Raw genomic sequence first — 16913 nt, 5'->3', positions numbered from 1 at the left:
GATTAAAAAAAAACGTTTTTCTTTGTATCACAAATCAAAAAAATCTAATCGCACTGTATTATGTTGACTATCAATTTTAAAAAGTGGAATATCATACTAGGATGGGTTGCATTCTTAATTGCTTTAATTACATACATCTCAACAATTGAACCTACTCTGAGCTTTTGGGATGCCGGCGAATACATTGCTACCTCTACAAAATTGCAGGTTGGTCACCCACCAGGTGCTCCGCTGTATCAGATGTTGGGAGCTTTCTTTTCCATGTTTGCAGCCAGTAATGAACACATTGCTTTGATGGTAAACATGATGGCATCAGTATCAAGTGCTTTTACGATTTTATTTATGTACTGGTGTACTACGAATCTTTTAGGAAAAGTGGTAAGCAGCTTTTCTCCGTGGAATAATAACAATGCAATAGCTGTTTTAGGAAGTGCTTTTGTAGGCGCTTTATCCTTTGCTTTTTCTGATAGTTTTTGGTTTAGTGCCGTTGAGGCAGAAGTATATGCTACAGCGATGCTTTTGATTTCGGTTTTGCTTTGGCTTGGTATCCGCTGGATTGATGATATCGATAAACCCCGCGGAAACAAATGGCTTTTGGTTATCGCATTAGTAATCGGACTTTCATTTGGGGTTCACTTTATGGCTTTATTAACCATACCTTCTATCGGTTTCTTATACTATTTCAAGAAGTACCCAACCGTTACTATTAAAAATTTCATTATTGCAAACATTGTTATTGTTGCCATTCTTTTGTTTGTATTTTTATTTTTACTCCCATATACATTGGCATTCTTTGCAAAACTGGAGATCTTTACAGTAAATTCGATCGGATTGCCTTTTAATTCCGGTACTATTATCGCTTTTGTTTTGATTATTGCATTCTTTGTTTTCTCTCTGAAATATACAAAGCAGAAGGGCAAACAAGCCGCAAATACGATTATACTTTCAATACTTTTCATATTTATCGGTTTCTCAAGCTGGTTAATGTTGCCTATACGGGCAAATACACAAATACCGATCAATGAAAACAAACCATCGGATGCTGCTGAAGTTTTAGCATATTACAACAGAGAACAGTATGGGTCCCGATCATTATTTTACGACACTTACTATACAACTAAATATCGGGTAGAACTTGACAAGGAAAAACCGTATACAGATGGCAAACCCAATTATGAAAGAAATTATCAGACAGGAAAATACGAGATTGTCAACAATTATAAAAACTCAGAAAACAATATTTCGAGAGAATTAAAAGGCTTTTTACCTCGAATGTGGAGTACTGACGGGTCAAATGCTCTGAACTATATGAGGTACACCAAACCTCTTGATTTTAAACTGAAACCGGAGTATCAAAGCGATCCGGAATTGGTCAATTTTGAGAGACAACTCAGAGCCGGTATGGCATCTGGCGAAATACCTCTGGAAGAATACGAAGGCCGTATATTACAAAGTGGTGATTTTACGGAGTATTTTGATGTTCAGAATCCTTCGTTTAGCGACAATATGAAATTCATGTTTGAGTATCAGTTTGGTTATATGTACTGGCGTTATCTCATGTGGAATTTTTCAGGAAGACAAAATGATGTACAGGGCACCAATGACCGTATTAACGGAAACTGGGTTACAGGCATCAATTTTATTGACGAGTTCCGTTTGGGATCACAGAAAAATCTGCCTTCTGATGTGTTGAATAATAAAGGAAGAAATCATTATTATATGATTCCGTTTATCATAGGATTAATCGGTTTTATCTTCCACTTCAGAAAAGATCCGAAATCATTTTATGTATTACTGGTGTTGTTTTTATTTACCAGTATTGCATTAAAAATCTTCTTAAATGAGCGTCCGTTTGAGCCGCGTGAAAGAGATTATGCCGTAGTAGGTTCTTTTATGGTTTTTGCTATGTGGGTTGGTTTCGGTGTATATGCTATTTATAACACGCTTAAAGAATATATATCACCAAAAGTAACCGCTCCCTTAGTAATTGTAGTGACTCTTTTGGCTGCACCCGTTATTATGGCAAAAGAAAACTGGGATGATCACGACCGTTCAGAAAAGTATACTGCGCTCTCAACAGCAAAAGCATATTTAGATTCATTAGATAAAAATGCCATTATTTTTACTATTGGGGATAATGATACGTTTCCGCTTTGGTATTTACAGGAAGTAGAAGGATACCGAACAGATGTCCGTGTGGTGTGTACGGCATTGCTCCAGGCAGAATGGTATATTGATCAGATGAAAATTAAAGCGTATGAATCCGATCCTTTAAAAATCCGATTTAATCACCGTCAGTATTCCGGAAATAACTTATACTATGCCGGGGTATCTCCAACAATGGATGACCGTATTGAGTTAAATTCTATGATGGATTATATTGCTTCTGATGATCCGAGAACAAAAGTAGAAATGAGTAACGGTAACAGTATTGTTCGTATTCCTACTAATAAAGTAAGAATTCCGGTAGACAAAGAAGCGGTTATCAAAAACAATCTTCTGAGTCCTAAGTATGCGGACCAGATAGTGCCCTATGTTGATTTCGACATTAAAAGCAGTGTACTTTACCGCCAGAGAATCATCATGCTGGATATTATTGCCAATAATAACTGGGAACGCCCGATTTATTTTACAAGTGGTTCATTGAGTGATGAAGATTTCCTTTGGATGAAAGATTATTTACAATTATCGGGTATTGCTTATCAACTGGTTCCGATGAAAACAGATCAGAGCAAACGCAACCACCCTTTATATTTAGGAAGTATTGATACAGACAAGCTGTATAATACAATTATGGAAAAGGAATATGAAAACGGAAAACGCCGTGGATGGACCTGGGGTAATAATGGAAGTAGCAAAATTTACCATGATCCTGAAACCAGAAGAAATGCTTTCCTTTTCAGAATTAATCTTACCCGTCTGGCAGAACAGCTGATAGAAGAAGGTAAAAACAAAAAAGCGAAAAATATCGTTGATACTGCAATGAAAAATTTCCCGATCGATTATTTTGGAAATTATATGACTGTAGAGCCATTTGCCGAATTATATTACCGTCTTGGTGAGAAACAGAAAGCAAAAGAAATTGTAGATGCTTTAGCCAAGAAATATGAGGAAGATCTTATATTCTATAAATCTATGAATCCTAAAGACCAACAGGAGTATATTTATGAGATCGTAGAAGCTTATCAAAGCTATGAACGTATCATAGGTTACGCTGAAGGTTCTGATGTGCAGACTGCAGAAAAGCACAAAGCGAAATTAAAACCTTACAGAGAATACTTTAAGCGTTTTTTACAGGCTGCAAATATTTATGATCCTGCACCAAAACAACCTACTGGCAACAAGGATACTTTAGAATTTGACACTATTGACAAATTATAAAAAAAAGAGGCTTAATAAGCCTCTTTTTTTTATAAAACTGCAAAACAACTCTAACCGACAACAAAAAACTCTGTATAACAACAAAAAATAAGGATAAATTTCATTTTTTAATGTTTTATTAATACTTCTTTAGTCTTTTTTATTTTAAGTTTGTAGCATGATTCAGAGAATAAACATATTATTACTGATAATCTTTATCAACTTTCTGGCCTATCCTACAGTGGCTTACTGTGCGGATATGGACATTTGTTACTCTGGAATGAACCTCAATGAAGAGGAAGAAAATCATATAAAAAAGAACAATACCGTATCTGAGGAAGAAGTACATTATCTTAATGCTTACCATTTTTATAATGTTACTAACTATGATTACGGTTCAGGAAAATTTGATAAAAATCTTAATTTGTCAATGAAAGATCCTATTGTTCAAAAAATTCCCCTCCCCCCTCCTGAACAGGTTTAAGTTTTACTACTGTATTTTCCGTCCCATTCTTATTGGGATAGGGATAATTTGTCTTAAACTTAAACTTTTTTATCATGAATTTTAATAATATAAAAACAGAATTGTCGCAGAATTTTGCTTCTGGACTGGTTGTTTTTTTAGTAGCACTCCCTTTGTGTCTGGGTATTGCTTTAGCTTCAGGAGCCCCTCCTTTATCAGGGATTATAGCAGGTATTATAGGCGGTATCGTCGTCGGATTTTTAAGTAATTCCAATGTTAGTGTATCGGGTCCTGCTGCAGGTTTGTCAGCCATCATTTTAGTAGCTATTACAGATTTGCAGGCATTTGATATCTTTTTATGTGCCGGTATTATTGCCGGAATTGTACAATTGATATTAGGCTTTGTAAAAGCCGGAGCTATTGCCAATTTTTTTCCAAACAGTGTTATTGAAGGAATGCTTGCCGGAATCGGACTGATTATCATCATTCAGCAGATACCTGTGGCACTTGGAACTGAAGGATATAGAGCTATTCTGGACAAAGGAATAGGCGCACTCCATATAGGAACAATTCTTATCACACTCGTGTCAATTACCATCTTATTAATCTGGGAAAAATCAGCCTTTTTGAGAAAGTTCAAAATGCTGCCAGGAGCGTTGATCGCCGTAACAGTAGGAATTGTACTTAATCAGATTTTTTTGTCAACGGGCAGCCATTTGGCAATCGGAGACGACCAACTGGTAAAACTACCTGTAGTAAGAAGTACTGAAGATCTGGCAAGTTTAATTATGCTTCCTAATTTTGAAGGATTTACAAATCCTGTAGTATGGACTACAGGTGTTACAATAGCCATTGTAGCTTCTATCGAAACATTATTGTGTATCGAAGCTGCAGACAGATTAGATGTATATAAGAGAACTACTAATAATAACAGAGAATTAAAGGCTCAGGGAGTAGGTAATCTTATCAGCTCATTCATTGGAGGTTTACCAATGACATCAGTAGTTGTGAGAAGTTCTGCAAACGTAAATGCAGGAGCAAAATCCAAAGCCTCAGCAATTATTCACGGATTTTTATTACTTATTTGTGTATTATCTATTCCTTTTATATTAAATTTAATACCGCTGGCAACATTAGCCGCAGTTTTGTTACTTGTAGGATACAAACTCGCAAAACCAGCTACATTTGAGCATTTTTGGCATAAAGGTATTTATCAGTTCTTATCGTTCTTCATCACTTTAGCAGCTGTCGTAGTGTTCGATTTGCTTACAGGAGTTGGTTTAGGACTGTTGTTCAGTATTATTATTCTTTTGATAGGAAATATAAAAAAAGGCATGTTTGTCGAAAATGCAGAAGGCAGTGGAAAATATTTTACCATAACTTTGGCAGAGGAAGTTTCTTTCTTGAACAAAGCTTCAATTAAAAGAAAATTAAAAGAAATACCTAAAAATGCCACAGTTTGGATTGACGCGAAGAAATCTGTTTATATCCATTCTGATATTTTGGAATTGATTCAGGATTTTGCCAATAACATCGCAAAAGAAAAGAGTATAAAAATAAAGCTCTCGGGTTTTAAGAACAGTTTCGAAATCAATAAAGATGACAACGATACTATTATTATAGACCACCGAAGAGCCATATAATGAATTTTAACAATAACAACACCCATTCAATGAAAGCGCATACAGCAGAAACATTAGCAACAATGACACCAGAAAAAGCAATAAAATTCCTAAAAGAAGGAAACCAACGCTTTTTAAATAATCTAAAAGTAAACAGAAACTTACTACAACAGGTAAACGAGACAAAGGACGGACAATTTCCTTTTGCTGTAGTATTAGGCTGTATGGACAGCAGAACTTCTGTTGAGTTAATATTCGATCAGGGAATCGGAGATATTTTTAGTCTTAGAGTTGCTGGAAACATCTTGACAGATGAAATGATCGGAAGTATGGAATATGCCTGCAAATATGTGGGTAGTAAATTAATCATGGTATTAGGCCACAGTAAATGTGGGGCTACAACCGGAGCTACAGCAGGAAAAAAAGGAGGAAAACTTACTTCTGTATTAGAGAAATTTGACACTTCTATAGAAGAAGTAAAAAAAGAACTTCCTGGAGTAGAGCCTACTTCTTCAGAGTTTATTGAAACCGTAACGCAACACAACGTAATCAGAACAATGAATGAAATTCTTGAGAACAGTGAAGTATTAAAAGATTTGTTCGAAAAAGGGGAAATAGGAATTGTAGGCGCTTACTATAATGTTGATAGCGGAGAAGTAGAGTTCTTAAAAGAAACTTTATAATCTTTAAAATACGAAGAGACGATTCATGAATCGTCTCTTTTTTATTTACATAAAAAAGGGAATCAATTACTTGATTCCCTTTTTCTATGGTTAAGCATCAGCTCTTATCGTTTGAGCGAGAAGTGACCTGTTGCTTCTTTTTGTAATCCGGTGTTTGGTTCTATGTATTCTACTTTGAACCAGTAATCAGTCGATGGCAGTGGTTTCCCGTTTAACGTTCCATCCCACCCTGCTCCTGCAGGACTGATCTGTTTTAATAATTTTCCTTGACGGTCAAAGATATAAATTTTTGACTTTGGTTGGTTCTTTAACGCAGGAATATTCCATGTATCGTTATAACCATCTCCGTTTGGTGTAAAATATTTAGGGTAATTCAAAACTGTTACTACTAAACTCGCAGGACAAGCCTCGTTTCCAGCCTGATTTTTAACACGTACCCAAACTGTGTGATCTCCTGGTGAAACATTCATAAAGATGTTTTCTTCCTGGTAAGGTCCTTCATCCAAAGCATATTCGTATTGGTAACCCGCAGGGCCACTTACGATCACTTCGATGGCATTGGTATCACTGAATCCATCTGTAAGGTTTACAACATCAATAGTCAATGCAGGTGCATCCTGTACAATGATGGTTTGTATCGCTTTACAACCTGTAGCGTTTACTGTTACTTCTACTGTGTAAGTACCGGCTTCTGTTGCCGTGAAAGTTGGAGTATTACCTCCTACTACCGTACCGTTTCTTGTCCATACAAAAGTATGACCCGCTGCTGGTAACCCCGTATCCATTAAGTAACCCGTACGTTCCTGTGTACGGTAATCAATACAGATGAATCCGTCCGGAATATCTTTCATGATTGGACCGTCGATAACATTGATATCAAACTGAATTGTTGCAGTACACAGTTCATTCGAATCATTGTTGTATACTTCGGCAATGATCGTCTGAGGGTTGCTCACCGTCTGGTAAGCGGTCGGCGTACCGATCACAATACCCATCTGATAGTTTTGTACAGAGGCATAGTAACGTACCTGTAAGCCTGTTACAGGTTGAGTACCGATGATATCTGCACTCATAACGGTTAGATCCACTACCGTTAATCCGTCGTTTACACCGTCAACATCACAGAAAGTAACATCAGTTGGAGTAAAGGCTTTTACAGCTTCTTCTATTTTAAGGTTGAAAGAAGCGATAGCAAAACATCCGTGTTCGATATTCTCTACTCGTACCCAAATCGTTTGTTCGGTTGGGGTAACGTTCGTATACAGATAAGGCAATGGATTGATTGCATCCGTAGCATCTTCTTCAGTAAGGTAATAACGTACACTGAATAAGGAAGCATCCTGTCCCGCCAACGCCTGAGCGTCTTTATCGTGCAGATTGAATTTATAGTATTCAGGAGCATTCTCGATACAAACAAACAAAGGTGTCATAGGTCCTACTGCAGGAGTAGGAATTACGATCAAGTCTAATGGTACTACTACTGAACAGCTTTCACTTGGAATTCCGGTTTTGGTAGAAACACGTACATAAACGGTTGTACTCGCACTGGTAAAGGCTTCCGCTTCTTCCAATGTTAACGCTGCAGCTGTGTTACCCAATTGGGCATCTCCAAAGGTTAAATAGTATTCGTAGCTTAGGTTGTTATCAAAGTTACTGATATCTGCTTCTGCATCTCTAAGGTTAAATTCTGCTTCTCCGTCTTCTATCTCACACTCTGTTAAAGGTGCAGGGGTCATGTTCGGCTCCGGTAAAGGAAGCACACGAAGGGTAAGCGGTACTACACTTCTACATCCGTATTGGTTGATAACAGAAACCCAGATCGTTTGTGTAGCAGAGGTATTGGTATATGCTGTAGGGTTACCGATCGCATTAGAACCGGAACGCGCTTCTGTTTCTGTTAAGTGGTAGGTAACTACCGCTTCAAAAACCTCTCCCTGTAAGATCTGTAATTCACGGATGGTAAGGTCAAATACCGTTTGGAAATCATTTGGCAAGGCTTCGTTACACGATACAATTGGTGTAGGCGTACCTAATGGCAATGCCGTTTTTCCTTCTATGGTAAAGCTGCCTAATGCAAAACAACCGCCTGATAAGACATTCGCATTGTCGATACGAACCCAGATCGTTTGTGGATTAGTGGTATTGACAAAGGCAGTAGGATCTGCAATCCATCCCGTACCTGCCGTAGCAGATGCAAGGCTGGTGTAATAACGAACCGTATAGTTACCAGGCTGTGGCTGGAAAGCGATGATCGCTGCACTTTGCTGGGTAAGATCAAAACTCGTTAGCCCATCAAATAAATCCCCTACCGTATCACACGATACATAGTTTGGAAGTGTCAATGGCATAATAGGCGCTATCTCTAATTTGAACGCAAGAGCATATACTGAAAAACAGTTCGTTACAGGGTTTGTAGCACGTACCCATACCACAGGATTGTTCGCCTGAAGGTTGTTGTACTGTGCAGGATTCTGAATAGGAGCCTGGTTGTTCAAAGCGTTGCTCTCGGTTTCAAAGAACGTAAGCGTATAGTTTTCTCCCTGCAGCAATAAAGCAGCATAAGAGGTTAAATCAATGGTTCCGAAACCTCCTTGACCGGAAGCACAAACTGCAATTGGAGCTGCAGGAATATGAAGAACAGGGGCCGGACTTACACGGATGTCCATTGTGGTTAGGGTGAAGCATCCCGTACGTGCATCTTCTACACGAACATGTAATGTCTGTACGTTTTGTACCGCATTCTGGTAGTTCATTGGCAGAGGGGCAACATCATTCTGTGCATCTGCTGCTGTATAGTGGAACGTAACCAGGAGGTTGCTTTGGTTATTGGTGATCGCAGGTATTCGGCTCGCCAGGTTGAAGATCATAAAACCATCATGGTTATCATCACACAACTGGTAAGTAGGTACCGGATTAGGGACAACCGGTTTCGCATTCACTACTAAATGAAGCGTTACCACACGGAAACATCCCGTTGTATTGTTTTCTACACGTACATAAACAGTTTCTGAAGTAAGGTTAGAGAAAGCTGTTGGGTTACTGATTGGAAATACGTCAAAAGTCGCATTGTCGAAAGTGGTATGATAGCTCAGGGTATAATCTGCCGGATTCAATCCGTTCAGAATAACTCCTGCCTGACTTGTAAGATCAAAAACAGCCAGTCCGTCGTTGTTGTCGTCACAAATCGCATATTCTAAATTACCTATAACATCTGGTGTTGGGTTTACTATGAGAGTTACCGGAACAATACTCGAACAGGAAGAGTTGATATACCCTACTCTTGCATAGATGGTTTGTGCATTTGGTGTGATGTTTACATAGTTCACCACCTGATTGATCGGTAATACGTTGTTTTGAGCATCGCTAAGTGTCTCATGGAAACTTACCTGGATACCCGCTGGAATAGGATTACCTGCTATCTGGATTTTTAAGGCTTCAAGGTTGAAAATACCAAAACCATCATTGTTAGGATCACAATACGTAACAGGTCCAACAGGATTCGCAATTGGTGTATTTCTGATGAGTAATTGCTGTTCTACAACTATAAAACATCCTGTAGCTGCATATTCTACTCTCACATATAAAGTACCCTGAGGTCCTGTATAGTTCAATGGAAGAGAAGGTCCTCCGTTTTCCGCTTCTGCCTCGGTCTGATAATAGCTCAGGTTAATACCTGTAGCCGTGCCGATGATATTAGACTGATTTAGCGCTAAATTAAAGTTAGCAAATCCGGAACCGTTGATCTCACAACCATACATAGGCAGGCGATTGGTATTCGCTACCGGTAGTGGATGGATAAACAAACGGAAAGAGGTAGTGGCGTAAATAGAGATATTATCTTCCTGAGAAACACGCACCCAAATGGTTTCACCATCTGTTGCCTGATAATTGGATAATTCAGGTTCCTGAATCGCTCCTGTATTCGAGTTGGCCTCGTTTAGAGAATGATGGTACGTAACCAGGTAACCTAACTGACCATAATATACAATAGCCGACTGAACAGTCAGGTCAAATGAATTTGGCTGATCTGCACATATTGCCAGATTTTGTAAAGGTGCCAATTCTTCCAAATCGGTAATAATAGCTGTATCGACATTATTATCCTGATTCAAATCTACATTATCTCCCTTAACACTTGCGGTATTTAAATAGTCACCAGTAACATTGATGAAAACTTCAATTGTTAAGGTAGCAGAGGCATCAGGAGCAAGAGCACCAACCGTCCATACACCTGAGATCGGATCATACGTACCTTGGCTCGGAGTAGCAGTGACAAAAGTATAACCGGTAGGCAATACATCTGTTACCAACACATTAGGATCTTCGAATCCGCCAATATTAGAAACGGTAATCTGAAAGAATACGCCGCTGTTATTTTGTTCAACTTCTTTTTGAATCGCAAGATCTGTACATGGAACAACTTCAACAAATAATGGAGATGAAATAGCAGTAAGTCCGCATTCTCTTGTACCGCGAACCGAATAGTTTCCTGTCTCCAAAGCGATATAAGTACTTTGGTTAGCTCCATCGATTGGATTACCGTTTAGATACCATTGATAGGGTTCCAAACCTGTTGTTGTTGACAATTCAATACCACAGCCATCCTGTTCATTTGGAGCTAGTGGTTGCGCAGGGCTGTCACTAAATGCAGAGAAAAATCCGGACATGGAAAACCCTTCTCCCTGCTGTACGAGACTCGTTGTTAGTCGGGCATTGGAAGTAAGAATGATTTCAACCGGATTTCCTATATTAATATTATTAAAACGAATCATGTAAAAACCGGAAGTACCAATTGCAGTACGCGGTATCCCCGTTACTGTTTCAATATTCAATCCGTTTATAAAAACGGGCTCTGTAGCCGATTCAATGATCGTATATCCGAAATAAGGTAAATCGGTATTGTTGAAGCTAATGAACTTTCGGGTTCGCACATCAGATGCTCCGGCACAACCACCAATAGGCAGTACTGTAGAAACATCTGTTTCACAGGCAACTGCAGTACCTGAATATACTGTAATCGGATTATTAGAAACAATCAAAGAAGAGGAATACTGATTGGTAGCATCTCCGTGATGAAAAGTCTGAAAATTTCCTGCCAACAGTAATTCATAATCCGTAGAGTTGAGTAAAACACCAGCTGCATCATAATTTTTAACATTTACAAGTGTTCCCGGCTGAGTGGCAACTATTGTACTCTGCTCAGGATGATTTGCACCCGTTCCGGCAGCTCCACTTCCTCTTACTACGAGAAATTGATTTCCTAAGACGTTATTTGGAGCCATTTGATCGAACGTTCCATCCTCTCCGTTTCCTCCACAAGCCTGAGGAGTATCTCCATAACTACCAACATTGGCAACAACAGGTTTATTCGCAGTCATCAAAGAGCCTAAAGGAGCTGTAAACAATTGACTTTGACCTGCATTTAATGCAATTGGAGCTCCACCATCAACTATTACTTCTGTTCCGTCTTCAATCGCCATTACCGAATAAATGGGCTGTGAGGTATTTAAACCGGTAAAACTGGAACGATAATACCCTACCCGAAACTCTGTTCCAATTCCTTCATCACCAAAACTTACAAGAGAAGCATTCCCCTTTATAGTAGCATTGGTAAGTCCTATGGCATCCGAAGCAATGTTTCGCATATTTACAATGACAGGAGCCGTTGCTGTAACAATCAGTCCGCGATCATTATATAAGGTATTAACAGCATTTCTTTGCAAGTTGGCCGCAACGCCTAAAAACCTGTAAGAAATAGGAATATTGGCTGTTACTGTAAGATTGGTAATAAAAGTTCCGTCACTCTTTTCAAGAGTAACTTCTATCTGTCCCGGAGAAGCCGTAGAGATAACAATTTCATTTGCAGTACTCCAATATTGCCATGGAGCGGGTGCGATATAATGTTTTTGAGAATATTGGGAGTACCCCGATGCAGTAAAAAATAACAAACAAAGTAGTAGTATTATTTTATTAAAAATAGTTTTGAACATATACCTACAATCAAATTATTTAATTAAAATCGCATAAAGTTAATTTTTTTTTTGAGATAAGAAAACTTTTAACAATTACTTTTAAAAAATTATGCGTTTTTATACAGATAATTTAAAAATATTACTCCCCCAACATTACTTAAATATTTCTATTTTTGTAAAAATATTTAGAACTATGTTAGTGATAGGAATCGCTGGAGGAACAGGTAGCGGAAAAACAACTGTTGTACATCAGATTATGAGAGAACTGCCTGAAAACGAAGTAGGTATTATTTCTCAGGACGCTTATTACAAAACCAATGATCATTTGAGTTTTGAAGAAAGAGCGTTGATTAATTTTGATCATCCGAGAGCGATCGATTTTGAATTATTGACACAACATCTCAAAGAGCTTAAAAACAATAAAAGCATTCATCAGCCGGTCTATTCGTTTGTACATCACAACAGAACAGATGATTATATACTAACGCATCCAAGAAAAGTGATGATTATTGAAGGAATTCTAATTCTTTCCAATCCTGAATTGAGAAATTTATTTGATATAAAAATATTTGTTCATGCTGATTCTGATGAGCGGCTGATTCGCCGTTTAAAAAGAGATATTGCAGAAAGAGGCAGAGATATGGAAGAGGTATTATCCAGATACCAGACTACTTTGAAACCAATGCATGAACAATTTATAGAACCATCAAAAGCATTTGCAGATATTATCATCCCAAATGATACTTATAATACAGTGGCAATTGATATTGTGAGATCTGTTATTAATGAAAAAATAACTGTAGACCAATGAAACGAAAAATAGCAGCATTAATTACACAATATCCTTTACTAAAATGGTTGACTAACCGGTTTGTATTGGTTACCTTGTTTTTTGTGATATGGCTGGTATTTTTTGACACTTATTCTTTATTTGATCAACGGGAAATAGACAAAGAGATCAACAAACTCGAAGACAATAAAGCCTATTATCAGGAAGAAATTCATAAAGACGAGGTATACATCAATAAACTCCATAAAATGGAGGAAGTAGAGAAATATGCCCGGGAAAAATATTATATGAAGCGGGACAATGAAGACATCTATATTATTGAGATGGATAATGGCAATGATGCCGCATCAGACGAATCTACAAAATAAATAATAGTATCTATGAGTGAGCATTTATTTAATGAATTTGAAAAGGTAAGTTCAAAAGAATGGAAAAATCAAATTCAATACGAACTAAAAGGTGCAGACTATAATGAAACGCTCATTTGGGAAAGCCTCGAAGGCATAAAAGTAAAACCATTCTATCATGCAGATTCAGATCATCTGAGCCTGCCGATACAAACTTCTGTAACTCAATTCAGCATTCTTCAGCACATATTTGTAAAGAATGTTGAAAAATCAATTGACACCATTCAAAACAGCCTTACACGAGGAGCTGAAAGCCTTCGGTTGACGATCGCAGATGACACTATAGATATACAACAATTGCTGGCTGGTATTAAAGCAGAAAAACTGGTGTTGTATATAGAATTGCCTTTCTTTTCAGAATCTTTTATCAAAAAAATAAATGAAGAAGCTTCAAAATCTTCTTTTGAAATTTTTGTTGTAGTCGATCCCATACATCAACTAGCTCATGAAGGAAATTGGTTTAAAGATTTGAATACCGATTTTTCGTTATTAAATACAAGTATTTCTCATTATAAAAACATCAATTTAGTAAGCATCAACGCACAGCTGTATCAGAATGCGGGAGCGAATATAACGCAACAGCTCGCTTACACAATGGCGCATCTAAATGAATATCTGAATCGGATTCCCAACTATGCAGGTACCATTTTAATCAAAACAGCTGTAGGCACCAATTATTTTTTTGAGATTGCCAAATTACGGGCCCTTCGCCTTCTGACAGATCTTCTTACTAAAGAATACCATAAGGATATAAAAATTCATATTCAGGCGACACCAACCAGACGAAATAAAACACTGTATGATTACAATGTAAACATGCTGCGAACCACTACTGAATGTATGAGTGCTATTATTGGTGGAGCTGATGCTGTTGAAAACATGAGTTACGATGCGCTGTATCATAAAACAAATGAATTTGGTGACCGTATCTCAAGAAACCAATTGCTTATTCTAAAAAATGAAAGCTATTTTGACAAGGTAAATAATCCTGCTGACGGAGCTTATTATATTGAGAGCCTTACGGCACAACTCGCAGAAAAAGCATTGGTTCTTTTTAAAGATATTGAAAAAAACGGAGGCTTCATTACACAATTGATTGAAGGAACCATTCAGAGAAAAATTAACGAAAGCGCAGAAAAAGAACAGGAACTTTTTAACACAGGAAAGGAAGTGTTACTCGGAACCAATAAATTTCCGAATCCGAACGACCGGATGGCTCATGATCTGGAACTGTATCCATTTGTGAAGAAAAATGCCAGAAAAACACTTATAAAACCAATTATTGAGAAACGTCTGTCTGAGAATATTGAAGAGAAACGTTTAGAAGAAGAAAAAAATCCTACTGTAAAATAAAACTGATGAGAAAAGACATTCAACATTTGCAACTGCCAACCGGAGCAGGCAACAGTAATCCTTCTCAGCAGTCTACCTTTACCACTGCAGAAGGTATTGAAGTAAAAGAAACTTACCAACCAGAAGACATAGCATCTCTGGAACAGATCGGCTTTGCCGCAGGCTTCGCGCCGAACCTGCGAGGTCCGTATGCTACTATGTATGTAAGACGTCCATGGACGATACGCCAATATGCTGGATTTTCTACCGCTGAAGAAAGTAATGCCTTTTATAGAAGAAATCTGGCGGCAGGACAGAAAGGTCTTTCTGTAGCTTTTGATCTCGCTACACACCGCGGTTATGATTCTGATCACGAACGCGTAATGGGCGATGTCGGGAAAGCCGGAGTTGCCATTGACAGTGTTGAAGATATGAAGGTTCTTTTTGACCAGATTCCTTTAGACGAAATGTCGGTTTCGATGACCATGAACGGTGCTGTTTTACCGATTATGGCGTTTTATATTGTAGCGGCAAAAGAACAGGGCGTAAGTGAAAAGTTGCTTTCCGGAACCATTCAGAATGATATTCTCAAAGAGTTTATGGTGCGTAATACCTATATTTACCCACCTACACCTTCTATGAAAATTATTGCAGATATCTTTGAATACACGAGTAAAAACATGCCTAAGTTTAACTCGATTTCTATTTCAGGATATCATATGCAGGAAGCTGGTGCCACTGCTGATATTGAACTTGCTTATACATTGGCTGACGGTCTTGAATATATCCGTACGGGACTTGCAGCAGGAATGAAAGTTGATGAATTCGCACCACGTCTTTCTTTTTTCTGGGCTATAGGAATGAACCATTTTATGGAAATTGCTAAAATGCGTGCCGGACGCATGATCTGGGCAAAATTATTGAAGCAGTTTCAACCGGAATCTGATAAATCTCTGGCTTTGCGAACACACTGCCAGACTTCAGGATGGAGCCTTACCGAACAAGATCCTTTTAATAATGTAGCACGTACGGCTATTGAAGCAGCCGCTGCTGCTTTCGGAGGTACTCAGTCTCTGCATACCAATGCATTGGATGAAGCTATCGCCTTACCTACTGACTTCTCTGCACGTATTGCACGTAATACACAAATATTCTTACAGGAAGAAACCAAAATATGTAAAACAGTAGATCCATGGGCAGGAAGCTATTATGTAGAATCCTTAACTGCTGAAATTGCTGAAAAAGCATGGAAACTGATTGAAGAAGTAGAAGAACTTGGCGGAATGACCAAAGCTATTGAAGCGGGTATTCCAAAATTGCGCATCGAAGAAGCTGCTGCAAGAAAACAGGCCCGTATAGACAGCGGGCAGGACATTATTGTAGGGGTCAACAAATACCGGTTGGAAAAGGAAGATCCCTTACAAATTTTAGAAGTAGACAATCAAATCGTTCGCAAGCAACAAATCGAACGTCTCAACCATATTAAAGCAACCCGCGATACTGAAAAAGTAAGAGTGGCTTTAGAAAATCTGACCAACGCAGCAAAATCCGGAGAAGGAAATCTTCTGGCTCTGGCTATTGAAGCGGCTGAACTAAGGGCTACCTTAGGAGAAATAAGTGATGCTCTCGAAGCTATTTACGGAAGGTATAAAGCACAAATTAAATCTTTTAGCGGTGTGTACAGCAAAGAAATAAAAGAAGACAGCAGCTTTAAAAAAGCACAGGAACTGGCAGATAAGTTTGCCAAAATGGAAGGAAGACGTCCGCGTATTATGATTGCCAAAATGGGACAAGACGGTCATGACCGCGGAGCAAAAGTTGTTGCAACAGGATATGCAGATGTCGGATTTGATGTAGATATCGGTCCTCTGTTTCAAACTCCTGAAGAAGCTGCGAAACAAGCTGTAGAAAACGACGTGCATGTTTTAGGAGTTTCATCTCTTGCTGCCGGACACAAAACATTGGTGCCTCAGGTAATTGAAGAACTAAAAAAGTACGGTCGTGAAGATATCATGATTATTGTGGGAGGTGTAATCCCTGCACAAGATTACCAATTTTTGTTTGATGTAGGAGCCGTAGCCGTTTTCGGACCGGGTACCCGTATCAGCGATGCGGCAATCAGCATTTTAGAAATTCTCATTGGAGATGAACAATAAAAAAGAGCTGTCAGTTGACAGCTCTTTTTTATTGTTCATTAATCTGTATTCAATAATATAACACCTGTAATACAAAAAACTATTCAATCACATGATAAAATTATAGTTACACAATAAAACTAAAAAAT

9 protein-coding genes are annotated in these 16913 nt (G+C 38.2%); 8 read left to right on the top strand and 1 reads right to left on the bottom strand.

Features of this window, described 5'->3' with window-relative positions:
* Positions 1–60 precede the first annotated feature (60 nt).
* The 4 genes from QW060_RS00800 to QW060_RS00785 all read left to right on the top strand — a co-directional run bounded on the left by QW060_RS00800 (position 61) and on the right by QW060_RS00785 (position 6128).
* Entirely contained in the window at positions 61–3381 is a 3321-nt protein-coding gene (locus QW060_RS00800; protein ID WP_290361828.1) for a glycosyltransferase family 117 protein, read from the top strand.
* 157 nt (positions 3382–3538) lie between these two features.
* Positions 3539–3844, top strand: a complete 306-nt coding sequence (locus QW060_RS00795; protein ID WP_290361827.1) for a hypothetical protein — start codon at positions 3539–3541, stop codon at positions 3842–3844.
* Between the two features lie 74 nt (positions 3845–3918).
* Positions 3919–5466, top strand: coding sequence for a SulP family inorganic anion transporter (locus QW060_RS00790; RefSeq protein WP_290361826.1), 1548 nt, complete (start codon positions 3919–3921; stop codon positions 5464–5466).
* Positions 5467–5495: 29 nt separating this feature from the next.
* Positions 5496–6128, top strand: coding sequence for a carbonic anhydrase (locus QW060_RS00785; RefSeq protein WP_290364657.1), 633 nt, complete (start codon positions 5496–5498; stop codon positions 6126–6128).
* A 104-nt stretch (positions 6129–6232) separates the two neighbouring features.
* Here QW060_RS00785 and QW060_RS00780 read toward each other — a convergent pair whose 3' ends face one another.
* Positions 6233–12076, bottom strand: coding sequence for a T9SS type B sorting domain-containing protein (locus QW060_RS00780; protein WP_290361825.1), 5844 nt, complete (start codon positions 12074–12076; stop codon positions 6233–6235).
* Positions 12077–12293: 217 nt separating this feature from the next.
* On the opposite strand from QW060_RS00780, the gene udk reads away from it, so the two are divergent.
* From udk to scpA, 4 genes are read left to right on the top strand one after another with little or no spacing between them, the layout of a single operon-like run.
* Positions 12294–12911: a uridine kinase gene (gene udk / locus QW060_RS00775; protein ID WP_290361824.1), complete on the top strand. Its 618-nt coding sequence runs from the start codon at positions 12294–12296 to the stop codon at positions 12909–12911.
* Positions 12908–13258 carry an FtsB family cell division protein gene (locus QW060_RS00770; RefSeq protein WP_290361823.1) on the top strand — a complete coding sequence of 117 codons (351 nt, stop codon included), beginning with the start codon at positions 12908–12910 and terminating at the stop codon, positions 13256–13258. The genes udk and QW060_RS00770 overlap by 4 nt, the downstream gene beginning before the upstream one ends.
* Positions 13259–13270: 12 nt before the next feature.
* Positions 13271–14650: a methylmalonyl-CoA mutase subunit beta gene (locus QW060_RS00765; protein ID WP_290361822.1), complete on the top strand. Its 1380-nt coding sequence runs from the start codon at positions 13271–13273 to the stop codon at positions 14648–14650.
* A gap of 2 nt (positions 14651–14652) precedes the next feature.
* On the top strand, positions 14653–16785 hold the full coding sequence (scpA, locus tag QW060_RS00760) for a methylmalonyl-CoA mutase (RefSeq protein WP_290364656.1): 2133 nt from the start codon (positions 14653–14655) through the stop codon (positions 16783–16785).
* The last annotated feature ends 128 nt before the right edge of the window (positions 16786–16913 follow it).

This window comes from Paenimyroides ceti (assembly GCF_030409925.1).
The sequence above is the reverse complement of the archived record's forward strand: the minus strand, read 5'-3'. Positions and strand labels throughout refer to the sequence as shown.

What these genes read in the sequence shown, in the direction of transcription:
- QW060_RS00800 (WP_290361828.1), top strand. Translation starts at nt 61, where the DNA reads ATGTTGACTATCAATTTTAAAAAGTGGAATATCATACTAGGATGGGTT.
- QW060_RS00795 (WP_290361827.1), top strand. Translation starts at nt 3,539, where the DNA reads ATGATTCAGAGAATAAACATATTATTACTGATAATCTTTATCAACTTT.
- QW060_RS00790 (WP_290361826.1), top strand. Translation starts at nt 3,919, where the DNA reads ATGAATTTTAATAATATAAAAACAGAATTGTCGCAGAATTTTGCTTCT.
- QW060_RS00785 (WP_290364657.1), top strand. Translation starts at nt 5,496, where the DNA reads ATGAAAGCGCATACAGCAGAAACATTAGCAACAATGACACCAGAAAAA.
- udk (WP_290361824.1), top strand. Translation starts at nt 12,294, where the DNA reads ATGTTAGTGATAGGAATCGCTGGAGGAACAGGTAGCGGAAAAACAACT.
- QW060_RS00770 (WP_290361823.1), top strand. Translation starts at nt 12,908, where the DNA reads ATGAAACGAAAAATAGCAGCATTAATTACACAATATCCTTTACTAAAA.
- QW060_RS00765 (WP_290361822.1), top strand. Translation starts at nt 13,271, where the DNA reads ATGAGTGAGCATTTATTTAATGAATTTGAAAAGGTAAGTTCAAAAGAA.